Consider the following 23,648-nt stretch of genomic DNA (forward strand, 5'->3'; position numbering starts at 1 on the left):
GATCTACACCGACAAGGACGGCGGCGTCATCTTTAAAAAGTACTCCCTCATGGGCGGGCTGGGGGACTTTGCCGGCCATATGTGCGAGACCCTGAACAAGACCACCGGCGAGATTGCTGTCATCACCGACCGGGACAGCTGCATCGCCGTGGCCGGCAGCGGACGGCGGGATCTGGCCGACAAGCAGATCTCTCCCGCCCTGGAGCAGATCATGGAGGGCCGCCAGATCTACCAACACAAGGAGGGCTCCGCTCCCATCCCCGTGTGCGAGGGCAACGACGCCTATCTGGTGTCCTGCGCCGCCCCTATCCTCTCGGAAGGGGATGTGCTGGGCTGCGTACTCTTTGCCGGTACCGAGGGAGCTCTCCACGGCAGCGAAACCCAGTACAAGCTGGTTCAGACCATCGCCGGCTTCCTGGGCCGCCACATGGAGCCCTGACCCTTGTAACAGACCGCCTCCTTTGCTATACTGTGGGCAAAGGAGGCGGTCTTTATGCGTCTGTTTCTGGGCGTGGAGCTGCCAACCGTCTGGCGCGAAGCGCTGGACCGGGGGGCCGCCGCGCTGAAGAAGGCCGGGGTGCGGGCCAATTTCACCCGGCGGGACAACTATCATCTCACACTGGTCTTTCTGGGGGAGACCGACCGGGCGGAGGCAGCTGCCGCCGCCCTGGACCAGGTGGACGCGCCCCCCTTTGCCCTCCGCTCCGCCTCTCCCGGCTGTTTTTCCAAAAAGGGCGGGGATATCTGGTGGCTGGGAGCGGAGCCCCTCCCCGGCCTGATGACCGCCCAGCGGCAGCTGGAGGCCGCCCTGAGAGAGGCCGGTTTTTCCCCGGAACGGCGGCCCTATCGCCCCCACATCACCCTGGCCCGGAAGGTGCGCTCTCCCGCCGGGCTGGAGCCCCTTACCATCCCCGGACTTTTCCCCACCCTGGAAACAGAGGTAAACCGGCTCACCCTCTTCTCCTCGGAGCGGGTGGACGGCGTGCTGCGCTACTTGCCTCTGTACCGGGCGGCCCTTTGATATGTAGCGGGCGGAGGCCGCCCGCGCTCAGGCACAGAATCGATGGTTGCCGATCTGGAGGATGAGAGGCCGGCTCCAGATCCAGCTGCTGGTGGCGGTGGCGGGGTTGAAATAATAGATGGCCCCGCCGCTGGGGTCCACCCCGTTAAGGGCGTCCCGGGCCGCTCGCACTGCCGATTCCGCCACCGGCTCATTGAACTGGCCGTCCACCATGCAGGTGAATGCCCCCGGCTGGTACACCACCCCGGCAATGGTGTTGGGGAAGGAGGGGTGCTCCACCCGGTTGAGGATCACCGCCCCCACCGCCACCTGGCCGCTGTAGGGCTCCCCCCGGGCCTCCGCCGAGATCACCCGGGCCAGCAGATCCACGCTGGTATCCTGGGCAGGCGAACCCCCGCCCGACATCCCCAGGGCCTTCAGGGTGGCGGGTCCCACGATGCCGTCGGCGGTCAGGCCGTTTTTCCGCTGAAAATACTTCACCGCCTGGGTGGTCTGACTGCCGAATACCCCGTCCACCGCCCCGTCGTAGTAGCCCCAGTTCTTCAGTTTGGTCTGGATCACCCGCACCTGCTCCCCGCTGGAGCCCTGCCGGTAGGTGGCCGCCTGGGCCTGCTGGGCAAAGGCGATGAGGGAAATGTTGACCGCGAACACCAGAGCCAGTGCCGCGATGCGCCTGCGTCTGTTCATACCTACCCCTCCAATCTCACTGGAGGTAGTGTACGGCGGCAGCGGGCCGGTTATGTACGCCAATCCCTTCCTGCCTGCATAGGGCCAGTGGTTTTTGGAAATACTGGTACAAAACAGGAAAGGATGTGGGCAGGTGGTACAGGGCGTATCCCGGCAGGTCATTGTGGTAAAATCCCCCGACCCCCGATTTTTTGAACAGGCCATTTTTATCGTGAAGGAGGACGCCTTCGGCAAGGGGGCCTCCGCCGAGGCGGTGCTCCAGGAGGCCCGCCGGGCGGCCGACGGCTACCTCAAGCGCTCCTCCGGCTGGCGGCGGGTATGCCGGAAGATCCCCGCCCCGGTGTATGCCGCCGGCGGTGCCCTGGGGGCCACGGTATGCTGGCTGCTGGCTATTCTGCTGTAAACACGGCAGGCGCGGAAACGCGCCTGCTTTTTTTCAGGCCGAAAATGTGGTAGAATGGGTTTACATTGCGGCGCAGTTACGCCGCCCCCGGGAGGACAGCATGAAAAAACTGCTTTTTGTATGTCACGGCAACATCTGCCGCAGCCCTATGGCTGAGTTTGTCATGAAGGATCTGGTCAAAAAGGCGGGGCTGGAGGATCAGTTCACCATTGCCTCTGCCGCCACCAGCGCCGAGGAGATCGGCAACCCGGTCTACCCCCCCGCCCGGCGGAAGTTGGCCGAACATGGCATCAGCTGCTCCGGCCACGCCGCCCGCCAGCTGACGGCGGCGGATTACGGCCGATGGGACCTGTTCCTGGGCATGGACAGCGCCAACCTGCGGAATATGCGCCGGCTCTTTGGCGGCGATCCGGACGGCAAGGTCAAGGCCCTGCTGTCCTATATTGGGGAGGACCGTGACATCTCCGATCCCTGGTACTCCGGCGACTTTGAGGCCACCTGGCGGGATGTGCACGCCGGCTGCTCCGCCCTGCTGGCCGCCCTGACCAGGGAGAAGCTGCCCAAGCTGGTGGTAGTGCTGGGCACCACCGCCTGCGGCAAGAGCGGCCTGGGGGTGGAGCTGGCCAAGCGCTTTGGCGGTGAAATCGTGTCCGCCGACTCCCGGCAGGTGTACACCGGCCTGGACCTGGGCACGGGCAAGGTGACCAAGGAGGAGATGGACGGTGTGCCCCACCATATGCTGGACGTGGTGGCCCCCAACCAGCCCTACTCGGTGGCCGACTTCCAGGTGGGGGCCTACGCCGCTATCGACGACATTCTGTCGCGGGGGAAGGTGCCCTTCCTGGTGGGAGGCTCCGGGCTGTACGTCCGGGCTGTAACCGAGGGCTTTGCCTTCACCGATGCCACCCCCGACCCCGCCCTGCGGGCGGAGCTGGAGGGCAAGACCGCCGCGGAACTGTACGCTATCCTGCGGGAGAAGACGGGGGTCACCCTGGCCAACGGGGAGGAGAACAACCACCAGCGGTTGGTGCGCTCAGTGGAGAAGGCTCTGGCCGACGGCTGGGAGGCACCTCAGGCCCATCCCCGCTACCGCTGCCTGCTGCTGGGGGTAAACTTCCCCCGGGACAAAGTGTGCCAGCGCATTGACGACCGGCTCCAGGCCCGCATTGACGCGGGTATGATCGAGGAGGTGGCCGGTCTGCGCCAAGCTGGAGCCACCGACGAATTCCTGGAGGGCTTGGGGCTGGAGTACCGCTACATCCTCCGCTACCTGAAGGGGGAGATCCCCTCTCTGGAGGCTCTGAAGGACGAGCTGGGCCGGGCCATCAAGCGCTTTGCCAAGCGGCAGGTCCAGTGGTTCAACCGGGACCGCGACGTGCTGTGGCTGGACATGGAGGGGGATTTCCTCACCCAGGCCGTCCGGGCGGTGGAACAATTTTTAAACGAGCCGTAACAACAGAACAGCCGCTGCGGAAGCTTCCGCAGCGGCTGTTTTACGTTTGGATCTTATCCCTCGGGCAGGGGTACCCGGCGGTGCTCCACCGGCCCCCAGGCGGGCAGGGGCAGGCCCTGCATAGCCCCGAACACCCGGCTCTTCAGGCCGGGGTACTGCTGGTCCAGAGTGTGGATCAGCTCCTTGACCTCCTGCCGCTTGGTGTAGCCGTCGGCGGGGCAGGGGTTGAACACCACCGGCAGGTGGTTGCGCTCGGCGGCGTTGCGGATAAGCCCCTCCCCACAGTAGAGCATGGGCCGGATCTGGCTGATGCCCATCCGGTCCAGCCAGGTCACCGGCTGGAAGCATGACAGCCGTCCCTCGTAGAACAGAGACAGGAAGAAGGTCTCCACCGCATCGTCAAAGTGGTGGCCCAGGGCGATCTTGCTGATGCCCCGCTCCTTGATGGCGTTATGGAGGGCGCCCCGGCGCATCTTGGCGCACATGGAGCAGGGGTTCTTCTCCTTCCGCAGGTCAAAGATGATGTGGTGGATCTCGGAGGGCAGCAGAGTAAAGGGCACGCCAATTTGCTCACAGTAGGCGGCCACCGGGGCAAAGTCCATCCCCTCGCCTCCGTCCACATGGCCCATATCCAGAGTGTAGGCCTCCACAGTAAAGGGCTTGGGATAGAACTCCCGCAACCGGGCCAAAGCGGTGAGCAGCACCAGGGAATCCTTGCCGCCGGACACCCCTACGGCAATGCGGTCTCCGGCCTGGATCATGTCGTAATCCTCCACACAGCGGCGGACATAGCTCAAAATCTTGTTCATAGGCACCTCAAAAAATTGAAAATCGAAATGGAGTATTCAAGAGAAAACAAGAGATATCGCGTGATTTCAAGAGCATACACTTTTTCTATTTAAAAAAATCGGAAAACGTGTTGACACTCTGCAGTCAAGGTATTATAATACAAAACGCTCCAATCGTAAAGATTGGGGCCTGTATTCTGTTTAGACATATTTTTTAAGATATCATCAAAATTGGAGGTTTCACCATGTCCACTTTTATGGCCAACAAGGGGAACATCGTCCGCAAGTGGTATATCCTCGATGCGGCTGGTAAGCCCCTGGGCAAGACTGCCGCTACCGCGGCCAACCTGCTGCGCGGCAAGCACAAGCCCGAGTATACTCCTCACGCTGACTGCGGCGACTTCGTCGTGGTCGTCAACGCCGAGAAGGCCGTTCTGACCGGCAAGAAGCTGGAGCAGAAGTACTACCGCACCCACTCCGGTTGGGTGGGCGGCCTGAAGGAGACCCCCTACCGCCTGCTGATGCAGCAGAAGCCCGAGCTGGCCATGCGTGTGGCCATCCGCGGCATGATGCCCCGCAACATCATCACCAAGGATTCTCTGTCCCGCCTGCACATCTACCGCGGCGCCGAGCATCCCCACAACGCCCAGAAGCCCGAAGCCTGGGCGGCCAACTAAGCAGGAGGTACAAAGGAATGTATAAGAGCAAGAAGCCTTATCTGTATGGCACCGGCCGCCGGAAGTCCTCCGTGGCCCGCGTGCATCTGTTCCCCAACGGCACTGGTGCTATCACCATCAACGGCCGTGATATCGACGATTACTTCGGCCTGGAGACCCTGAAGCTGATCGTGCGTCAGCCTCTGGCCACCACCGACACCCTGGGCAAGGTGGACATCGAGACCACCGTTACCGGCGGCGGCGTGACCGGCCAAGCCGGCGCCATCCGTCACGGCATCGCCCGTGCCCTGCTGCAGGTCAACCCCGAGTACCGCGCTGCCCTGAAGGCCGCCGGCTTCCTGACCCGCGATCCTCGTATGAAGGAGCGTAAGAAATACGGCCTGAAGGCTGCCCGCCGGGCTCCCCAGTTCAGCAAGCGCTGATTGGCGTTTCAAACTGGTTCAAAGATGCTCAAAAACCCCGAAAAACTGCGGTTTTTCGGGGTTTTTCTATTTCGCATCTTCTGTTTCCCTTTGTCTGTTTCTGGCAGGATTTGAACTGTTCTGACCCTGTTTTTCTTGATTAAAAATAGGATAATTGAGCATTTTGCCCCCCTTTATGATTAAAAAATAGGATAATCAGGAGCCCGAATCGAGCCGTTTTCGAGGTGCTTTTGCCTTGCCTTTTGTCCCTCGTTTTAGGAGCCTTTCTTTATGGTTTTCCTTTTGAAAGAGCTGGCCTGATTTGTCAGGATTTGACCAAACCGAATACAGTTTATCTTTCCTTCCCTCACAGTATCCAACCCCCCTGAGGCTGGCGAATGCTCGCACATTTGCGCTGCACATCTTTGAGCAGATACAATGAAGGCGAAAAGGAGGACTGCACTATGTGGAAACAGAAGTTCAAGATAACCCTCACCCCTGCTGAAAACAGCATTGTGATCCAGAGCCTGAATCGTCTGCGGAACACTCTGCTGCGGGAAAATCGGGACACCGGCTGCGTGGATGATCTTTTGCTCAAAGTCATGTGCGCCCCTGTCAAGAGAATTTGAAAACTACATATTGTTCCGTCTGAATCAAGCCGTTTATTCTTTCATAGAGTAGACGGCTTTTTTTCATGCCTAACCTACCGCTTTCATGAATTCTTTTCTCGGCCCGGTAGTGATACACAGCGGCTGCGCCGCTGTTTTTGCAAGCATAGCATTTTTGTACAAAAACGCACTTGTCAGGGGATACCCCTGAAACCCCGGTGCATAGCAGCAGGAAGAAGGTGAATATTTTTGCATCAACTGCACGTGATGTTGAGCGAGAAAGACTACGCCCACATGAAGGAGCAGCAGCGGCGCAGCGGCCTTTCCACCAGTGCATTGATCCGTTCCTTGATTGCCGGCCTGGAGGTCAGGGAGCGCCCCACTGAGGCAGTGTTACAGGTTTACCGGGAGCTGAACGCCATTGGCAATAATCTGAATCAACTGACCTGGGCCGCCAATCGGGGTACGCCAGTCAGTGTGGAGCAACTGGCAGAACTTCACCGGGATCTGAATCGTCTCTGGTGCTGGGCAAAGTTTGATCCTAATCCGCCTGAAACACGCTGAAAATATTTAGCAATACAGCAAGATAGGTACAAATCATACCCACTTGTAAACTATGGTGGAAGAACTGCACGCTATGAAGCCGAAGGAATCCACCAAGAAGGTGGAGGCCGCCGTTGAGGATATCTCCATTGCTGTCTGACTTCATTTACAAAAGAGTCTGCGAACTAAAGTGCGAAAAATTCTTGACACTACCAAGCGTTCCAGAAACGTGTTCCATTTTGTTCTGTAAGAAGTATGCAAGGAACAAAAATTGCAAGCGAAAATAAAGCAGGAGATCGTTCCCCAAGGAGCGTATCTCCTGCTTTTTTGTGTCTCTGGGCCATGTCGCTGCAAAGCGTATTGCTCCAGAAATTGATACAGGTCCGCATTGTAAGGATTGGCTGGATCATTGCTGTCAAATTTTTTGGAAGTTTGTTCAATCATGTCGATGAAGGGTACAATTGAATTAGAAAGGCATTGGTGTAAATTCCGAAGTTTAACTGACGGTGTAATGCTTGCCACATATTTTGACATTGGATATAATGAAGCTATGTACAACAGACCGCTGCCGGATTCTGCGGGAAGTAAGCTCAATCTAGTCTGATCAATGGAGGAGAATTTATGGAATTCCCACTACAAACTGTTTTAAAAGATAAAAAACTGCGCATTGCACTGGCAAATCACGGCTTTTCCCTGCGAGACAACAATGGTGTGTTCAATTTTTTGGATTTTGAACAGGAGACCATGCTCAAAAACCATCGCGCCCTGTATGACCGCCTGTATCAGCTGGGAGGAGAAGAACTGCTGGCCGAGCTGCTGGAGACGGGGCAGACCTGTCTCACCGAGGACCCCAAGGCGGCCAAGCAGGGGGTGCGCCCTATCGCCGGCACCCAGCGGTTTTACCTCAAGACCAACAACGGCGCTCCCACGGTGCTGCTGTCCATCCTTGCGGGAATTGCCGGGTGGACCAACGCCGCAGAGGACTTTGATCCGGCTGGCGTTGTGCTGAAGGAGTTGGACGGCAGCGATGCAGAAGTTATGAAAGAAGCAGATCCCGCCGGCCCGGCCGACGAGGTGCAGGAGGAAGAGGATCTGGTTTTTTGCGCGTGCGGAAGGCTGTCGCAGCCGCCGGGAAAGTGTGTAATGATACAGGTGGATGGTGGCAATATATGGCGTATTTATAGTGAAGCGCAGGGAAAATGTATCGAATTGCTCTGCAGCGATGATCCCAGTCTGAGCATTCGTGAGCTGGCGGTCTGTGAAAAGCTGACCTTCTCTCCGGAGCAGGAAGACGATGACTGGGAGGAACCGTCTGAGAAGACCGCGTTCCACGGCGGCTACCGCTACAAGCTGGAGGCGGACGGGGATAAGTGGGGCTATATCAACCCCGACTTCAGCCAGGTCCTTTCTCCCCGTATGGATGAGATCCTCTTTACCAAGGAAGGCAGGCTGCTGGCCCATGAGAGCGTGGTGCAGGAGGATGAGGACAGATGGGAGCGGCGCTGTGACGATCTTTGGGTATTGGGCTCCCTGATGCAGAGCAAGGAGGAAGATCCCTTTATGCCGTGGACAGCCGCCGAGGAGAATAAGCAATGGGTGCTCTATTCCATGGAGCGTCTGTATGCCCGTACGCTGCGTCTCCTTGGCCTTCAGGAATGTCCTCCCGCCATTTTTGATGCGCTTCCGCCTCTGTCGCCTCACGCCCAGATCGCGGTGTGGCTGACGGGCACGGAGCTTTATCGGCTGTGCTATGTGCTGGACATCACAAAGCCCACGGTGTCGATCCAGTGGGTGGATGTCGCCGCTCCGGATGAAGAGAACGACGGGGAGGCCTCCTGTTTCAACTTTACATGGGATGGACACGTGCTGCAAAGCAGCAATACCGCCATACCCTATGTTCTATGGGGGGCGGAGTACCTGGCTGAGACCATGATCAGTGACATGCTTTTTCCCCATGGGGTGGAATGGAAGAGAAAAGTGGTGTGGCTCTTTGAACGTGAGCACATCCATTATTATGCACAACGAACGTTTGGGGATCACTTCTTTTATATCAGCGGCATATCCTCCTGGCCGGGGGCGATGGAGAGTATGCTTACCCCTGCGTCGTTCACCGATGTGCGCCATACCGTTCTGCACTGTTGGCGCACGGACGTCCACTGTCTGATCGTGGAGCAGTACGGACGTACAGGCGTGTATGACCCGGTAAGGGAGCAATATGTCCTTGCGGTGCAATATGATAAAATCGACTCTGCCGACTCAGAACGGTTCAAGGTCTGCCTGGGGGGACTGTGGGGGCTGTATTCCGTGGAGAAGCACCGCTTTGTTCTGCCCTGTGCCTATGACAAGCTCCTGACCGGGCAGGTGTCCGTGGAACATGGGCAGCGTGCGTTCGATTGGGTAGAAAAGAGGTTCAACAGGGTATTGCCGGAAAACTGCTGGTATGTGGAGCATCTGGACCGACAGGGCATGGTGGAAATCAGTCCGAATGACGTTGATCTCATATGGCGGATCCCCCTGGAGTAAAGGCAGATACGGAAGGCTGAATGCTGAGAGAAGGACGGAGGAGAAGACATGGGCCGTATGACGGAAAACGACAGCCGGGTGCTGCAATCCATCAGTGACCGGGACAGGACCGATATCTTATATTTATATCTGGTCAAAGGAGCCACACAGAAGGACATCGCCATAGAAATCTATGACGACTACGACGACTTTGCCTCCCAGACCATTTCGGTGGTGACCCGCAGCTACGGGTTCCACAACGGGAGGGGCCGGCGGGGCTATCCCTCCCTGTCCAGGGACGTGATCCGGGGATTTGTGGAGCGCTATGCGCCGGAGGAGTATGACGGAGGACTGGACGAGGGGAGCTTCGACTGGTATATCCGCTCCTGCCGGGAGCAGCTCGAGCGGGAGTGGCAGGCGGAAGCCCGCCGCCGCGCCGCCGCGGAGCAGGCACGGCAGGAAGAAGCCCGGCTTCAGGAAGAGGAGCGGCGCAGGGCTGCGGCGGAGCGTGCCAGGCAGGAGGAAGAGACCCGGCGCAGGGCCGCGGCGGAGCGCGCCCGACAGGAGGAAGAGGCCCGGCGCAGGGCTGCGGCGGAGCAGGCCCGGCGGCAGGAGGAGGCCCGCCGCCAGGCTGCGATTGACCGGGGAGACCACCTGGCGTTGATGAACGAGGCCTTCGCCGCCCTGAATGCGGGAGACAATCGGACGGCCATCCGGAAGGCGGAACAGGCGTGGGCACTGTCGCCCATGTACGGATTGTCCTATATTTTTGCCTGCGCCTATGACCGGCTGGGAGAGGGCCGGAAGGCTGCGGAATGGGCGGACGATGTAGTAGAAGCGTATAAGGACATCGATGCGCAGCAATATCTGGAACTCTGCCGGATCTGCGTTGAGCACGCCGGCCAATGTACGCTCTCCTGCGGGCGGGCGCTGTGCGAGCAGGGTCGCCTGGGCGAGCTGAGCGCGAACGGAATCCAACAGCTGGCCTCCAGACTTTTTTCCGGCATGATCGAGTGTCAGGGCGGAGTCCGCCGCTGTCCGGACTACCAGCTTGACGACCTTCCTTTCGCGGAGGCGGTGGCCCGGGCTGTGCTGGCCTGGAATAGGGAGGACGACAACAGGGAGCTGCTGCTGGACTGCGCCTATATTTTCATGGAACAGGAGTGCTACGACGAGGCGCTTCAGGTGTATCGGCGCATTGAAGAGACCTATGATATTTTTGACGCTGCCTATGATCTTTACGCACAGGCGGGCAAGTGCTGCTATGAGATGGGGGAAGAGCCCATTGATGTGCTGTGCTACTGGCAAGCGTTTCTAGCCATGCAGACGGAGCCCCGTCCCCTGGATGCTTTGGTGTATTACGGCTATGAGGAAGATCTGCTGTCTATCCACGATACCCCGCAGATACGGCGGGATCTGTCCCTGGCCAAGGATTATCTCTCCGGGCGTATCCCCGGCAGCACCTTTTACAGCCGCTATTTCGGAAGCGGATGGCGCAGCTGCGTAGGGCTGGACGACGGGATGGACTGCCACTGGTACTGTGACCACCACGACGAGTGGATCTTTGAGACCTTTGTTCCCCAGGGCAGGGACATCGTACAGGGACTGCTGCGTGGGCTCTTTGGCAGGTGAGCCCACGTCAGACACCCCTCACCATTTTGCGCAGCTGTGAAGAGCATGAAAAAAGCCGGGCAAAGCCCGGCTTTTTTCATGCTCTTGATGTTATGACGTTGCTGTTCCGGTCCGGCACAGCAGTTCCCGGAACACCCGCTCATGTTCCCGCATTTTCTCGGAAAAATCTTGGTAGGAGGTGGCATCCACCGCAATTTTCAGCCCGTGCTTGGTGAGGGAGATGTCCTTTCTGGGCGCCACCGAGCCCGGCACAAAGCTGCATCCCTTGTTGAGCCGGAGCACCTGATCGGGCTCGGCGGAGGTGGCCTGGGGGTAGAGGAAGAAGCCGGTCCTGGCGTCAAAGCGGAACATGTAGGCGAGGACCTGCAGATAGTCCTTGTTGCTGATATTTTTCATGGGCTTGTACTTGGCATCGGCGATGACGGGATGGGCGGCGTCCTTGCCGATGAAATCGGGGTAGATCAGGCCGATGTCCCGCTGGTCCTCCCCATCCCGGTGGAAGAGCCACTGGCCACCGCCGTGGGTGCCGGTGTTTCTGGGATGATAAAAATGATCGCGGATCAGGGTGTGGACGTATTCCTCCCACAGCCAGGCACCGTCAAAGAGGATGCCGTACATCTGCCGGGAGCCGCTGGAGATGGCGGTCTTCTGATCAGAGAGAAGCATCAGGCAGAGCGCCTGCAGGCCGCCATATTCGTGATAGTAGGCGTGACGCAGGGGTTTTTTCCGGTTTTCCGTCATGACCTTTTGCCGGTCGTGGAACCGATACCCCGGCGTAGCCGAGACAATCTGTTCCACCTCCGGGCGGACGGCGGAGAGAACGGCGCCGCCGTAGGGCTTGGCGCGGATGTACTCAATGGTATGGCGTACCAGTTCGGTGACGGCGTTGTCGTGGGAGTGCTCCCGGCGATGATAGGCCACGTTGCCGACAAAGGGGGTATTCTGCCTGATGTGGCGGGGAATGTCCATGGAGCCTTTGAAATTCATGTCGTTGTATGTGCGGTGGATGTAGGTTTTGAATACACCCTTGCGCACAGCGGCCTGCAGATAGACAGGAAAGAGAAGGGCCAGCAGACGGAGGATTTGCTGATCCGGGTTGGCGCTGGTTTCCAGAGTGACCGCACTGGGAATGTCCAGCACCCGCTCCAGCAGATAGTGGAGGAAATGATCGGGGGCATCCGGAGCGGCGCCCACCTTTGGTGAAAAGCGGGAGACAATGTTCAGGCGCTCCCTTCCGCAGCCTAAAAATCCCATCACGTTTTCCGTCTGGTATTTGCCGTCCCTGTAGGTCAGCACATGGGACGCCCCTTTGAGCTCATCAGACTTTTTAAGGGTATGCGGATAGATCAGAATCCCTTCTTCGGACAGCTGCTGCAGGGTTTTGCCGCAGATCTTCCCGGCAAGGGTGCCGATCTGTGACTCAACGTCAGAGGCACTGAGGGCTGAATTATCCTGGATGCGCAGCATGGTCATTCACCGGGCTCAGGCCGTTCTGGCGGAATCATACTGGCGCTTCAACTCCCCCAGGATCTCTGCCTCATTGTTCAGGCCATGGACATATTCCTGGAGCAGCGGGGCCAGATAGTCCGACCAGAGGGCGTCGTAGTCGTAGGACAACTCCTTGAGCTTCAGAAAATAGGCAGCGCCGATCTGATAGTGGTCATTCAGATTTTCCACCTGGGAAATGGCGGTATTGAGTGCTCTCATGCACGCTCTGGCAGTCTGAGCCTGTGCGGGCTCCAGCTGGTCCAGCATTTCCGTGTGCTCGTCTGCCTTCAGTTCCAGAAAGCGGAAGCGGCGGCGCATGGCAAAATCGAAGGTGTCCACCGAGCGGTCAATGTCGTTCATGGTACCGATGATATAGAGATTTTCAGGGAGGTAAAATTTCTTTGGCGGGGCATCCGTTTCTCCGTCAGGCTGCAGGAGGGTGGAATACTGGGTGATGACGCCGCCGGCCTTGCCGCGGTAGCCGGGATCAATGGCAAAAAACAGCTCGCCGAAGATCTTGGAGATCTCCCCCCGGTTGATCTCGTCGATGATAAAGACAAAGGGGTTTTCCCGCATCGTGGTCCGGCCGGCCTTTTGTTCGTCGTTTATATAGGCCTTGATGGGCTGCAGCAGGGGCAGATAGTAGGAATGCTTCTGATAGCCGCTCCCTTTGGCTGTGGTTTGGTGCAGGAGCGAGGCAATATAGTTGACCGTTGTGAACTCCTTCTGCTTCTTGTCGTCGTCTTCCGGAAGGTTGAAATACTCAAACAGAAGTGTAAGCAGTTCGGAAAACTGAAGTGGAGCCACAGGCTGGAGTGTTTTTTCGTCCTGGTTTGACCGGGGTTCCACCACGAAGGTGCCCGCGGTCTCATCCACCTGGCAAATGGTAAAGGGCCGTTTTTGCTTTGTTTCCAGGACACGCCCATCCTGTTGGGCAGCCTTCAGATATTGGACCATCAGCCGCTTCATTTCGGGGCGCTCCATGGAGCCGCCGAGGGCAAAGGGATGCTCCTGGGCCTGCTTCACAAAGCGGGTGAAAACGCCGTCTCTGGGCACAAAGGCCATGGAACTGCCGTCCTTGCCCATGCAGGGCCGCAGACCGCCCACAAAATCCACATAATCGTAGCCCGGGTGAAACTGCACGAAGCCGACCTGTTTTTGCTGCTCCGCGGAGAGCGCATCATAGTCGCAGTGTCTGCCGTTGGAGATCATAAAGGCGGCGATCTGCCGGGCCAGGTAGGTTTTGCCGGTGCCGGGCGCACCATGAAAAATTATATTTCTGGAGCTGCGCAGGCACTGGGCATATTTTTTTGCCGCACTGCTGATGGATATTTCTCTGTCTGCCATATATGACGCCTCCGGTTTCTTTTAAATGTGTCTCTCGACGAATCTGCTGCCTGCTGTCATTTTGGTCACAGCAGCCAGGATATCCTCTCCTGTGATCTCGTCGTTGCACGCCTCCGGCGGCAGGGTGAATTCCCGCCGGGCCTTGGCATCCTGTACGTAGTCGAAGAAATTACGCACGTCCCGGGCATTTCCGAAGTTCGGGCCACGGCCCGCGTACATCTGCTCGAAATATGAGCGGGCATGCTCCCACGCCTGAGGCGTGAGGATGTACTCGCCTTTCTCACAGAAGGAGCAGAAGATCTCCAACAGTTCCGGGCCGGTGTAGTCATCAAAGGGGACAATGGTTTTAAAGCGGCTTTCCAGGCCTGGATTGGAGTGGAGAAACTGTTTCATTTTATCCGGATATCCGGCCACGATGACCAGCAGATCCTCACGGTGATCCTCCATATTTTTGAGGATGACCTCGATGGCCTCCTGCCCAAAGTCATTGTCCCCGCGGCTGGCCAGCGCATAGGCCTCGTCCACGAACAACACGCCGCCGATGGCGCGGTTGATGGCGGTCTGGGTCTTTCGCTCTGTGTGGCCGATGTATTCCGCCACCAGACCGGAACGGTCCACCTCTACCAGCTGGCCCTGGGGCAGCACACCAATGGCGTGGTAGAGCTGACCGATCAGCCGGGCCACGGTGGTTTTTCCGGTGCCGGGGTTGCCCAGGAAGGCCATGTGCAGTGTGCTGGGGTCCACATGTTTCCCACGCTCCCGGCGGAGTTTCTGCATCCTGGTGCGGGCGATTTGGTTCTGAACCTCGTTTTTTACCCGCTCCATACCGCAAAGGCCGTGGAGCTGGGCCAGAAGCTCCTCCAGCGTGGGAGTCCTGTCCGCTGCCTGTTCTGCCGCCTCCCTGGCCATGGCCGTTTTGTTGCGCGTGTTCAGCAGGGTGCGGGTCTCCTCCTCCTCCGGGGACTCTTCGCCGCGCACCAGGCGTATGGTCCGCTCCACATCCTCTTCTGTCAGCCGGTTCATGGAGTGGATCAGCAGCTCCAGCTCATGTTCAGGTGTGACCTGGACGCCCATGTTCTGGCAGAACGTGTAAAATTTCTCCCAATAGTTTTCGATCTGGCTGAAGGCGCTGACGGGGCATGGATCCTGGAGCACGGCGGCCAGCCCTTGGGCCAGCGTGGAGCAATTGGTCACGAAGGTAAGACTGGCGGGAGAGTGTGTATCGGATGATTCCCCAAGCTGTGCAAGGAGGTTTTCCAGAGTGAAGCGGTCATCCGAGGATAGCTCCTGCCCGGAGAGGGCCTTCAGATCCAGCGTGATCAGCTCCCCCAGATAGGGCGGCGTCAGTTCCTGCAGCGTGGGAGCGGCCGATATCATCTCATGCAGCTGGGCCAGGCTGGGCACCGCCGGCGACGGATTCCTGTCCAGATGCAGCAGAGCATAGGTTTCCGCACAGGCTGCCGACGGAGCGATGCCGATGCTCTTCCAGATGCTCAGTGCCAGAGTGCGGAAATAGTCGTCCGATGTCTCCCATATTTTTTTCAGCAGGATCGGATCGGTTATATCGGCGCACAGGTTGTGGATCAGAGCGCTATATTGGCGGCTAATCTCTTCCGGACGCATGTTTTACTCTCCTCCTCAGGCGGTTTCCCTGTGGGTGACGGGAACGGGTGTCTGCGGCATCAGTTGGGCACAAAGGCAGGGAAACCAGTACTTTTTATTGGCGCAAAGTTGGGTTTATGCAGGCGATGAAAGGGCGTTTCTATTTTTCGGATTGAGGGCGCTGGCTTTCCGGTACAAGGGCAATCAGACCGGCGGCACAGAAAAATGTGCAAAATTTGTCTGCTGGCAGAAGTTCGCACAGTACGATGGATAAAATGGGGACAACAAGAGAAAGAAAGGTGCGGTGGATATGGTGCGCAAATCCTTTCGCCTGCTCTGCCCCAGAGAGGGAAATGAGGTCTGGATGCAGCAAAAGGTGAGTTATCTGGAGTACGGTGGGGAGATGACAACAGAAGAGGTGCTGGGAGAGCTGGCACGGCAGCCCCATCTGGCACAGCTGCGGAAAGAGCTGGATCCGGACCGGCGTTTTTATCTGCTGTACGGCGCCAGCGAGGAGCAGCTCAAGCTGGCCTGCCTCTATATCGGCGCCTACCACCGGAGCCTGGCAGAGCTGGAGGATGATGACGAAGAGGAGGACCGGCCCCTGCTTTTCTCCGACGGAGATCAGATGGATTTTACATGGCGGCTGCCTGTGATCGATGCCGACCAGCTGGATAACGACGAAGAAGAGGATGCCTTTAGCGTGTTCCACTATCAGCAGGTGCGGGCCCAGGACGTCAAAGAGCCATGGTGGCAGCTCTGCCGGCAGGCACCACTCTGCGTCCGCATAGACTATATCAGCAAAAGCATCGTCTCCAGCATTGAGAGCATGCGGGGGGAGCGGCTTCTGATCTGCTGGTATCTGGAGCGGCAGGACAATATGAGTGCGGAAAGGCGCAGGGCACATATGGAGGAGATGGGCTTCCTGCTGGAAAGCCACCCCATCTGTGTGGAGACGCCGGCGCCCGATGCGCCCTATAAGCAGCAGGTACTGGAGCAGCTGCTGTGGGAGCGGGGGCTCCGCCTGAGCCGCGGGCTGAAGCCGGCCGAGCTGCTCCGCAGAATCCAGCATGTACGGGGCGACGCAGAGAATACCACGCTGCACAAGGCGGTGTCCTATGCCGTCTGTGCCGCAGCGGATATCGGGAAGAGAAAGACCCTGCGCCCCCAGGATTTTGCCTTTCTCTCCTCCATGCAATGCAGGGAGAGGCGGCAGTGGGAGGAGGATACGGAGCATCAGATGGTGGGACAGGACCGGGTGCGCCGTCAGCTGGAGAGCATTGTGCAGCAGATGACCATGCAGAAGCGGCGGCAGGAGTTTGGCTTGCCCCGGGACAAGCTGCACTACTGCATGGCCTTTCTGGGGGCGCCCGGCACGGGCAAAACCACCTGGGCCAAGTGGCTGGGTGCGCAGATGGAGACGGCCGGACTGCTGCACAAAACCGAGATGCTCAGCATCAGTGCGGTTCAACTCAAAGGGGAATATGTGGGCCATACCGCGCCCAAGGTACACAAGCTGTTCCAGGAGTACGGGATACTCCTGATCGACGAGGCCTACGCCCTGGCCGACGGCGTGCGGGGCGGCGACAGCTATTCCAGTGAGGTGCTGGCCCAGCTCTGTGTGGAGCTGGAGGAGCATGGAGAGGACCGGCTGGTGATCTTTTGCGGTTATGGCGAAAAGGGCCGGTACAGTCCCATGGAGGCCTTTTTTGAGTCCAATCCAGGCATCCGCAGCCGGGTGGGGTTCCAGATCTTTTTTGAAGATTTCCAGCCGGAGGAGCTGGCTCAGGTGTACCGTGTTATTCTGGAGGAGGGGCGGTATCGTCTGCCGGAGGAGGCCAACAGGCAGGTTGCGGCCTATTTCGAACAGAGGGTGGGCAGTCCGGCCTTCGGCAACTGCCGGGAGGCCCGCAATCTGGCCGACCGGACCAAGGTCCATATGGCACGCCGGCTGGCCCAGGCCCAGCATCTGGACCGGGAAAGCCTGTGCCAGGTGGAAAGCGAGGACATCCGGGGCGCCATTGAAGAGCTGCGTGCGGAAACGTGCGGTACGAGTGGCACCAAGGGGATCATCGGCTTTCGATGAACGGCCGGGCGGTCAGTCCTCCTCCAGACGGGCCGCGGCGTCCCGCAGTTCCCACGCCAGCTCAGCCCGGAGGGAGGCCGGCTCCAATACTTCCACCCCGTCAAGGTACTGCCGGATAAACAGCTTTGCCCCCGCGGAAACGATGTGGAGGTGAACGGAAAAGTGGTCGTCCGTCACGTCGAAAAAGGGCACGGAGGCGCCGAAAAAATCCACCACCACGTTGAGCAGCTTGGTGCGGCAGCGCAACACAATGTGTTCCGGGACACCGGCGTACATCACCGGGGTGCTGTCACGGTACCGGGTGGGGTCAAAGGAAGGGGGACGTTTGGCCTGCTCCGCCAGGACGGTGACGGAGACCATGCGGTCCACCCGCAGATTCATCAGGCCCAGCTTCTGGTGGTGGCCCACCAGGTAGTAGTAGCCATTGCTCCAGACCATGGCATACGGTTCCAGCTGCATGGGATTGTACTCCGTCCGGGGAAGGAGGCGGGGGGTCGGCCGCCCCCCATGGGTCTGCAGGCGGTATTCTCCATAGACCACGCTGACGCGGCGACTGCGGCGAATGGCGTCGTCCAGCTGCTCCAAAATGGAAAAGTCCAAGGTGCCGTCGCGCCGGAAGGCATAGCGCTGATCTTCCAGCAGGAGCACGGGATGGTGGCTCATGCGGTTAAGGACCCGCAGGAATTTTTTGGACTGCTCACTGCTGATGTAGGGATAGACCTGCACCATATCGGCGAACAGCTTCCACTCGCTGGGGGTCAGCACGTTTTGGAGGTAGTAGCGCAGGGCCCGGTTGGGTGACTGACCCTCGGCGTGGTGCTGCTCCCACTGGGCGTAGGATTGATAAAAAACGGCGTTGCCGGAGGTACGCTGCAGGACACATTCCAGTTTCCACGGAAAGTGGCGGTCAGCGGTGGTATCTGAGCAGACGTAAAGGTTGTCACGATAGAGGCGTCCCAGCAGCTCGGACAGGGTCCGTTCTGCCGGGGGCTTGTCAAGATTGCCGCTGCGCTTCATCAGTGCGGCAAGCTCTTTCACACTGACGGCGGTCTCCGGTGAAAAGGCTTTGGCCTGCTGCTCCAATACCCAGTAGATTTCATCGATGGTGTCGTATTTTTTATGGTAATCGCCCCGGCGCCGGACGGGACCCGCGGGGGCATCCATGTGGCCTGACATGGCAAGATCTCCTTTGCAAGGTGGGAATTGAATTTTAGTATAGCATAGAAAAAATGGTTCAGCAATGTGCCGGCTCGCAGAAATTGGACGTGCCGTCCTGGTATGATGGAGGCACAGAAGGGAGAGGAAGTGCAGCATGTCAAAGAAAACAGAGGGCCTGACCGCCCCTTCGGTGGAGGAGAGCGCCCGGCAGATCCTCCAGTATCTGCGCCGCCGTCTTTTCGGTAAGGTAGCGCCCCTTTTGCCGGCGCTGTATCTGTTGGAAGACTGCCCGGTGGAAGGAACAGGAGGGATGGCCACCGACGGACGGAATCTCTATTACGATCCAGCCTGGCTGGTGGAGCAGTACCGGGCGGGGCAGAATCAACCCATCCGTCAACTGCTGCACATCACGATGCACTGTGTTATGGGGCACGTGACCAAGGCCCGAGCCTACCGGACGCAAAGGCGGCGGTTTGATGTTGCTGCCGACTTGCAGGTACATCAAATTCTTCAGCATCTTCAGCTGCCGGCTTCCATATATAAAAAGCCGGGGAAATTTGAGCTGTCCAAAGCGAAGGGACTGGAGGAGCTGATGGAGCGGTATGGGGCGGTGGATGGCGGAGCGCTGGCGCTGGATGACCACAGCCTCTGGCTTCCGGAGGAAACGGGTGGAATCCCGGAGCCTGTGGAAGCGGGCCGGGAGGATGAGCTGGAGGAGCGATGGGAGTTTGCGCGCCGCTCTATGATGGAACATCTTCAAAACAGCGGCAACAGTCAATGGGCTTCCGCGGCTGTCGCTATGGAGCGGTCTGTCTTACCGATCCACGGAAAGGCCTTTCCCTATCGGGAACTGATGGAACAGCTCTGTACCGTCAGCGATGCGTCGGAAGAGAATCTGGAGGAGCATGACCCAATCCTCTATCAGTTGGGCTTGGAGCTGTTGGATGACTGCCCGATTGTGGAACCGCTGGAGGAGCGGGAAACCGCCTGCCGGGGGGATGTGGTACTGGCGGTGGACACCTCCGGCTCGTGCAGTGACGATACGGCCAGACAGTTTCTCGGCGCGTGCCTGCAGTGCCTGGGCCAGCTGGACGGACGGTGGAAGGGAGCGGTGGCGCTGGTACAGTGCGACACCCGGATCCGATCCGCAGAGGTGCTGGAACAGTTTCCTATCGACGGGGAAGCACTTATGCGGTCGTACCGCTTTCGCGGCGGAGGCGGCACAGACTTTCATGCCCTGTTCCGTTGGGCGGAGCGGTGGCAAAAGAAGCGGGGGCGTCCGCTGCGCGGACTGCTCCTGCTGACGGACGGCTGGGGCAGCTTTCCGCGGAAAGCGCCGGACTACCCGGTGCATCTGCTGCTCCCGCCGGAGGAGAACGTTGAATACGGAGATGTGGCGGGCGGCCATGTGCCGTCATGGGCCCGCATCCACCATTTGGAGTATAATGAGGAGAAATGAACATGAGTCGGACAACGATTACCATAAAACAGGCCAAGGACCAGCTGGTACTGGCGGCAAAGCAGTATTTTTCCAAGGACGCCTGCGGCGCTTACCGGCTGGACCGCCGCAGGGCCCGCCCTATCTGCCTGATGGGTCCGGCGGGGTTGGGCAAGACTGAGGTGGTGCGACAGGTGGCAGAGGAGCAGGGACTGGGTTTTGTCTCCTACTCCATCACCCACCATACGAGACAGTCGCTGCTGGGACTGCCCCAACTGCGGGAAGTACAGCTGGGAGGTGAGACTGTCACCGCCACCCGCTACACCATGAGCGAGATCATCACCGACATCTGGCAGGAGATGGAGCGCACCGGGCGAAAAGAGGGCATCCTCTTTCTGGACGAATTCAATGCGGCGGCGGCCAGCCTGCACCCGGTCATGCTGCAGCTGCTACAGAACAAGGCGCTGGGACAGCACGCCATTCCCGATGGATGGATGCTGGTGGTCGCCGGCAACCCCTCGGACAGCAACCGCTCGGCCGAGCGGCTGGATGCGGTGACGGCTGACCGTCTGCGTATGCTCCGCCTGCGGCCGGATCTGGCCGCATGGAAGGAATACATGATGCCCCGAGGTATTCACCCACTTGTGCTTGCTTATCTGGAGTGCTATTCGGAGGATCTGCACCAGCTGGGGACAGAGGATGGTGTCGTTACCATTGTGACCCCCCGGGCGTGGGAAGATCTCTCGCTGCAGCTCTATTTCTATGAACAGGAGGGGGCCGCCGTGGGGGAGACGGTGATTGGACAGGTGATCCAGAATGAGGCCGTCGCAAAGCGCTTCTGGCTGCACTATAAGAAAAAGGAACAGGCTCTTTACCGTAAAACGGCCAGCCAACTGGAGCAGGGGCTGCCGCTGAACCAGCAGTGGGAGCGGCTGCGGGCCCTGCAGAAGCAGGATGTCTGGGCGCTGACGGCCTTCTTGGCGGATCGTATCCAACGGATGTGCCGCCAGGCAGCAGAGGAGGAGCAGGCCCTGGAAACGCTGCACGGGGTGCTGCAGGAGGCGTTAGGCAGCGGAGACTGTGTGGCTTACCTGCGCGGTCTGTCTGGGGAGCATCCGTCTTCTACCTGGACGTTCGTGCAGTCCTACCTGGAACAGGTCGAGGAGGATCCCAGCGGCGACGGCCTGCGCACGGCCTACCAGACCGGGCCGCTGGCCCGGCGGGGGGCATTGGTAGATCGGGCGTGCGCTATGCTGGAACACACCATTGATTTCTGCCGGCGTTGCTATCCGGAGCAGCCCCAGATGGAATATCTGGTGGAGAGCATCGCGCGGGACAAGACCTGCCAGTCCATTGTGAGTCTGAGGGAAACACCGCTGTTCACGGCGGCTGGGCGGGAGCTGTACGTTCGCAAGCCCAAAACACCCGCCCGCAAGGCGGTATAAGGCGGTACGGTATAAGGAGGTATGGGGCATGGAGGAGACGTGGAGCGGCGTGGAGGAGATGGACATCTGGTTGGATACCATGTGGGGGGATCCTCTTCTGGAGGCCATTCAGGAACGGTCATACCACAGGGTCTATACGCTGCTGCGGCGGGGGGAGTATCCCAGAGACGAGCGGGCCGTATGGATTCTGCTGACCCAGGCCGTATCCGCACCTCCCCGCCTGTTCGGAATGCTGCTGGAAGCGCTGGAGGATGAGATCGATCTGACCGTGAAACGGAAATACATGGACAGAGAACGTGACAGCATTTCCATTGTGTGCTACGGAACGCTGATGCACGTTGCTGCCATCGCTGGCACTCGGGAAAACATGGCGTTGCTGCGGCGGCGGGGTCTGGATCCGGCGGCCTCCGTGGGGAGCTGGATCGAGCTGCGCTCCACGGGGGTTCGCATGGAGGAGATTTCCCCTCTGGCCGCCGCCATGCTGAGCGGCGCTGAGGGCCCCCTTTCCTGGCTGATAGAGCAAAAGGAAGTGGCGGAGCCGGACAATGAAACCCTGCGCTGTGCCGTGCTGTTTGGGCTGTACTATGGAGAAGGGCGGGACTCGTGTGTATGTGCCCGTCGTGTGCTCTCCTGCTGGGGACTGGATGATGGAAAGCTGAGGGGGGAGTCTTTTCCGGAATGGGTACAGGCGCAGTGCCGCATCGCTCCCGTGAGGCAGCTGACGGCGTGGTTTCGGGAAGATGTGTATGACCAGAAGGTCGTGGAGCGGTATGGTCCGCTGCTGCTGTCCCGATCGAAACAGGAGGAAAATCTATATTTTTTGCCCAAGCCGGCGGTTGGGAAAATGATGGATGTGCGCAGGCTGTTCTCATCCCAGGAGGATTGGAAGGGCTTTCTTCTGGAGCTGCTGCGCCGCTGCCCGGGACTATGCCGGAAAACGGAGGTGATGGAGTGGCTGTTCCTGTTTGAATACAGCTCTGAGGAGCTTACGATCCTTTCCCGGTGTTTTGGCCAGCGTGGTGAGCCTGTAGAGTTGGGGGTGCCGGCTCTGCTGGAACGACTGCTGTTCCAGCCGGCACCAGTGCGGAAGCGGCTCCTGCATCTGCTCCACGATACCTGCGGCGTATGTGTCACCCTGACCGGATTGAACTTCAGGGAGATGTTCGCACCTCTAAAAATGCTCCCCGATCTGCTGCGATATGTGCGGATTCAGAACGGGAGCAGGCCTGATTCCTGTAGCCTGCTCGCTGGTTTGTTGGCCAGATATGGGCAGGCGGCAGAGTTCAAAAAAGCCATTGCCGCAGGCTATCTGGAGGACGAGCCACTGGGACCATTGCTGAAGGAGCTGCGGGAGCAGGACGCCCACGCCCTGATTCCTCTGGCGCTGACCCTGCTGCCCCATCGGGACGGACTGTGTGAGCTGTGACCGCTTGGGGGCTGATTTGGATTGTGTTTTTTTGACCTGAATAGTATAATACTTCCAAGTAGGGAGGGTTTCCCATCCATGCTGCAACCATCAAGCTGTTATCCTCTGCGCCGGAGACCGGTACAGGGCTATCCTGCCGACGCGGTGGGGCGGTATCCCTTGCTGTTGCACCACACTTCGGAAGAGCTGCGGGCCTCTCTGGCCGCTGCGCCCCATCTGTCCATGGTACGGCCTGACCGGCTGCTGGGACAGCAGCGCGGCCGGCTGCAGGTCATCCTTCTGACAGAGGACTGGTATGCGGCCCATCAGGCTGCTGTCCACCTGGCCACGCTGGAGTGCCTGGAGCGGGGAGAATACACGCCTGGGGAGCTGACGGCACTGTCTGCCCCGGCGGTGGCCCAGTGGGGAACAGAACCCTGGCGGGATGCCGCAGGTCTGATCCTTCCGGCCGAGGCGCCGGAGCTGCCCCAGCAGCTGCAGGATCTGCTGTGGGACCCGTCTTGGAGAAAAACAGGGATCTTTCTCACCGTATCCTCGCAGTCGGTGGACCGGATCTGGCTGGAAGATCTGCAATTTCTCTATGGGTTCCAGCTGTGCCGGGTGATGGCGCCTGACACGGCCTACCTGTGCCGGGTGATGACCGATCTGGCGGCCGATCTGAAACTGGAACTGCGTGAGGTGGACGTGCCCCTGGTGGTAGAGCGGCTGCGGCAGTGCCGGGGCAGACGGTTCTGTGAGAGCGATCTGGAAGCGCTGCTCCTGTGGTGCATTCAGCGGCAGGATGTCCTTTCAAATCCCCTGCGCACGGCGGAGCTGCTGTACCGGTTCGACAAGCTGTGGCTGGAGCGGCAGTGAGCCCGGCCGGGATTCCTTCCTGCAATGCCCCTTTGCAAAGATACATACGCATTTGAAATACACGGTCTGGTAAAACCCGCCGGGCGTG

Annotated in this window: 21 protein-coding genes and 1 pseudogene; 16 read left to right on the top strand and 6 right to left on the bottom strand. The window is 59.3% G+C overall.

The features are described 5' to 3' along the window. The first annotated feature begins 1 nt into the window (after position 1). Together B5G06_RS08375 and thpR are read left to right on the top strand one after the other, a co-directional pair. A complete protein-coding gene (locus tag B5G06_RS08375; protein ID WP_242955411.1) occupies positions 2-439 on the top strand; it encodes a stage V sporulation T C-terminal domain-containing protein in 438 nt (145 codons plus the stop codon). Between the two features lie 54 nt (positions 440-493). After that, the gene (thpR, locus tag B5G06_RS08380; RefSeq protein ID WP_087188628.1) at positions 494-1,021 is read left to right on the top strand and encodes an RNA 2',3'-cyclic phosphodiesterase; all 528 of its coding nucleotides are present in this window, start codon (positions 494-496) and stop codon (positions 1,019-1,021) included. A gap of 27 nt (positions 1,022-1,048) precedes the next feature. Here the strand turns inward: thpR and sleB are convergent, their stop codons facing one another. Next, positions 1,049-1,708 carry a spore cortex-lytic enzyme gene (gene sleB / locus B5G06_RS08385; protein WP_087188629.1) on the bottom strand — a complete coding sequence of 220 codons (660 nt, stop codon included), beginning with the start codon at positions 1,706-1,708 and terminating at the stop codon, positions 1,049-1,051. A gap of 133 nt (positions 1,709-1,841) precedes the next feature. Here sleB and B5G06_RS08390 point away from each other — a divergent pair, with 133 nt between their 5' ends. The 3 genes and pseudogenes from B5G06_RS08390 to miaA all read left to right on the top strand — a co-directional run bounded on the left by B5G06_RS08390 (position 1,842) and on the right by miaA (position 3,564). After that, positions 1,842-2,111 carry a translation initiation factor 2 gene (locus B5G06_RS08390; RefSeq protein WP_204220778.1) on the top strand — a complete coding sequence of 90 codons (270 nt, stop codon included), beginning with the start codon at positions 1,842-1,844 and terminating at the stop codon, positions 2,109-2,111. A 100-nt stretch (positions 2,112-2,211) separates the two neighbouring features. Beyond that, positions 2,212-2,646: pseudogene (locus tag B5G06_RS14385) on the top strand (low molecular weight protein-tyrosine-phosphatase); the annotation flags it as partial. After that, on the top strand, positions 2,620-3,564 hold the full coding sequence (miaA, locus tag B5G06_RS08395; RefSeq protein WP_343286359.1) for a tRNA (adenosine(37)-N6)-dimethylallyltransferase MiaA: 945 nt from the start codon (positions 2,620-2,622) through the stop codon (positions 3,562-3,564). The pseudogene B5G06_RS14385 and the gene miaA, both read left to right, overlap by 27 nt. Before the next feature lie 53 nt (positions 3,565-3,617). Here miaA and B5G06_RS08400 read toward each other — a convergent pair whose 3' ends face one another. After that, entirely contained in the window at positions 3,618-4,373 is a 756-nt protein-coding gene (locus tag B5G06_RS08400; RefSeq protein WP_087188631.1) for a tRNA lysidine(34) synthetase, read from the bottom strand. A 224-nt stretch (positions 4,374-4,597) separates the two neighbouring features. On the opposite strand from B5G06_RS08400, the gene rplM reads away from it, so the two are divergent. The 6 genes from rplM (at position 4,598) to B5G06_RS08425 (ending at position 10,715) form a co-directional block, all read left to right on the top strand. Further along, positions 4,598-5,029 (top strand): 50S ribosomal protein L13, encoded by a 432-nt coding sequence (gene rplM / locus B5G06_RS08405; RefSeq protein WP_087188632.1) that lies wholly within the window; start codon positions 4,598-4,600, stop codon positions 5,027-5,029. A gap of 17 nt (positions 5,030-5,046) precedes the next feature. Beyond that, complete coding sequence (gene rpsI, locus B5G06_RS08410) at positions 5,047-5,451, top strand: 30S ribosomal protein S9 (protein WP_087188633.1); 405 nt, start codon at positions 5,047-5,049, stop codon at positions 5,449-5,451. Positions 5,452-5,894: 443 nt separating this feature from the next. Continuing rightward, entirely contained in the window at positions 5,895-6,059 is a 165-nt protein-coding gene (locus B5G06_RS14170; protein ID WP_186336281.1) for a hypothetical protein, read from the top strand. Positions 6,060-6,287: 228 nt separating this feature from the next. After that, a complete protein-coding gene (mobC, locus tag B5G06_RS08415) occupies positions 6,288-6,602 on the top strand; it encodes a plasmid mobilization protein (protein ID WP_143382724.1) in 315 nt (104 codons plus the stop codon). 723 nt (positions 6,603-7,325) lie between these two features. Then, the gene (locus B5G06_RS08420; protein ID WP_143382725.1) at positions 7,326-9,104 is read left to right on the top strand and encodes a hypothetical protein; all 1,779 of its coding nucleotides are present in this window, start codon (positions 7,326-7,328) and stop codon (positions 9,102-9,104) included. A gap of 48 nt (positions 9,105-9,152) precedes the next feature. After that, positions 9,153-10,715, top strand: coding sequence for a hypothetical protein (locus tag B5G06_RS08425; protein WP_087188636.1), 1,563 nt, complete (start codon positions 9,153-9,155; stop codon positions 10,713-10,715). Positions 10,716-10,805: 90 nt separating this feature from the next. Here the strand turns inward: B5G06_RS08425 and B5G06_RS08430 are convergent, their stop codons facing one another. The 3 genes from B5G06_RS08430 to B5G06_RS08440 are packed head-to-tail and all read right to left on the bottom strand — an operon-like array spanning position 10,806 to position 15,173. Continuing rightward, complete coding sequence (locus B5G06_RS08430; RefSeq protein ID WP_242955413.1) at positions 10,806-12,182, bottom strand: McrC family protein; 1,377 nt, start codon at positions 12,180-12,182, stop codon at positions 10,806-10,808. 15 nt (positions 12,183-12,197) lie between these two features. Next, positions 12,198-13,550: an McrB family protein gene (locus tag B5G06_RS08435; protein WP_087188638.1), complete on the bottom strand. Its 1,353-nt coding sequence runs from the start codon at positions 13,548-13,550 to the stop codon at positions 12,198-12,200. A 21-nt stretch (positions 13,551-13,571) separates the two neighbouring features. Further along, entirely contained in the window at positions 13,572-15,173 is a 1,602-nt protein-coding gene (locus B5G06_RS08440; RefSeq protein WP_087188639.1) for an AAA family ATPase, read from the bottom strand. 289 nt (positions 15,174-15,462) lie between these two features. Between B5G06_RS08440 and B5G06_RS08445 the strand changes: the two genes are divergently transcribed. Beyond that, on the top strand, positions 15,463-17,238 hold the full coding sequence (locus B5G06_RS08445; protein WP_087188640.1) for an AAA family ATPase: 1,776 nt from the start codon (positions 15,463-15,465) through the stop codon (positions 17,236-17,238). 12 nt (positions 17,239-17,250) lie between these two features. Here the strand turns inward: B5G06_RS08445 and B5G06_RS08450 are convergent, their stop codons facing one another. Continuing rightward, on the bottom strand, positions 17,251-18,414 hold the full coding sequence (locus B5G06_RS08450; protein WP_158094678.1) for a helix-turn-helix transcriptional regulator: 1,164 nt from the start codon (positions 18,412-18,414) through the stop codon (positions 17,251-17,253). Between the two features lie 136 nt (positions 18,415-18,550). Between B5G06_RS08450 and B5G06_RS08455 the strand changes: the two genes are divergently transcribed. The 4 genes from B5G06_RS08455 to B5G06_RS08470 all read left to right on the top strand — a co-directional run bounded on the left by B5G06_RS08455 (position 18,551) and on the right by B5G06_RS08470 (position 23,560). After that, a complete protein-coding gene (locus tag B5G06_RS08455) occupies positions 18,551-19,855 on the top strand; it encodes a VWA-like domain-containing protein (protein WP_087188642.1) in 1,305 nt (434 codons plus the stop codon). A gap of 2 nt (positions 19,856-19,857) precedes the next feature. Further along, complete coding sequence (locus tag B5G06_RS08460; protein WP_158094679.1) at positions 19,858-21,279, top strand: AAA family ATPase; 1,422 nt, start codon at positions 19,858-19,860, stop codon at positions 21,277-21,279. Positions 21,280-21,307: 28 nt separating this feature from the next. After that, complete coding sequence (locus B5G06_RS08465) at positions 21,308-22,705, top strand: hypothetical protein (protein WP_087188644.1); 1,398 nt, start codon at positions 21,308-21,310, stop codon at positions 22,703-22,705. Between the two features lie 78 nt (positions 22,706-22,783). Next, positions 22,784-23,560: a hypothetical protein gene (locus tag B5G06_RS08470; RefSeq protein ID WP_143382726.1), complete on the top strand. Its 777-nt coding sequence runs from the start codon at positions 22,784-22,786 to the stop codon at positions 23,558-23,560. Positions 23,561-23,648: the final 88 nt, after the last annotated feature.

This window comes from Flavonifractor sp. An52, assembly GCF_002159385.1.
GTDB classification, from domain to species: Bacteria; Bacillota; Clostridia; order Oscillospirales; family Oscillospiraceae; genus Flavonifractor; species Flavonifractor avicola.

Bases quoted from the DNA above. Each gene is read 5' to 3' on its own strand.
- B5G06_RS08455 (WP_087188642.1), top strand. From the start codon at position 18,551: ATGTCAAAGAAAACAGAGGGCCTGACCGCCCCTTCGGTGGAGGAGAGC.
- sleB (WP_087188629.1), bottom strand. From the start codon at position 1,708: ATGAACAGACGCAGGCGCATCGCGGCACTGGCTCTGGTGTTCGCGGTC.
- B5G06_RS08465 (WP_087188644.1), top strand. From the start codon at position 21,308: ATGGAGGAGACGTGGAGCGGCGTGGAGGAGATGGACATCTGGTTGGAT.
- rpsI (WP_087188633.1), top strand. From the start codon at position 5,047: ATGTATAAGAGCAAGAAGCCTTATCTGTATGGCACCGGCCGCCGGAAG.
- B5G06_RS08425 (WP_087188636.1), top strand. From the start codon at position 9,153: ATGGGCCGTATGACGGAAAACGACAGCCGGGTGCTGCAATCCATCAGT.
- B5G06_RS08460 (WP_158094679.1), top strand. From the start codon at position 19,858: ATGAGTCGGACAACGATTACCATAAAACAGGCCAAGGACCAGCTGGTA.
- B5G06_RS14170 (WP_186336281.1), top strand. From the start codon at position 5,895: ATGTGGAAACAGAAGTTCAAGATAACCCTCACCCCTGCTGAAAACAGC.
- B5G06_RS08450 (WP_158094678.1), bottom strand. From the start codon at position 18,414: ATGTCAGGCCACATGGATGCCCCCGCGGGTCCCGTCCGGCGCCGGGGC.
- thpR (WP_087188628.1), top strand. From the start codon at position 494: ATGCGTCTGTTTCTGGGCGTGGAGCTGCCAACCGTCTGGCGCGAAGCG.
- B5G06_RS08470 (WP_143382726.1), top strand. From the start codon at position 22,784: ATGCTGCAACCATCAAGCTGTTATCCTCTGCGCCGGAGACCGGTACAG.
- B5G06_RS08445 (WP_087188640.1), top strand. From the start codon at position 15,463: ATGGTGCGCAAATCCTTTCGCCTGCTCTGCCCCAGAGAGGGAAATGAG.
- B5G06_RS08420 (WP_143382725.1), top strand. From the start codon at position 7,326: ATGCTCAAAAACCATCGCGCCCTGTATGACCGCCTGTATCAGCTGGGA.
- B5G06_RS08435 (WP_087188638.1), bottom strand. From the start codon at position 13,550: ATGGCAGACAGAGAAATATCCATCAGCAGTGCGGCAAAAAAATATGCC.
- rplM (WP_087188632.1), top strand. From the start codon at position 4,598: ATGTCCACTTTTATGGCCAACAAGGGGAACATCGTCCGCAAGTGGTAT.
- B5G06_RS08400 (WP_087188631.1), bottom strand. From the start codon at position 4,373: ATGAACAAGATTTTGAGCTATGTCCGCCGCTGTGTGGAGGATTACGAC.
- B5G06_RS08440 (WP_087188639.1), bottom strand. From the start codon at position 15,173: ATGCGTCCGGAAGAGATTAGCCGCCAATATAGCGCTCTGATCCACAAC.
- B5G06_RS08430 (WP_242955413.1), bottom strand. From the start codon at position 12,182: ATGCTGCGCATCCAGGATAATTCAGCCCTCAGTGCCTCTGACGTTGAG.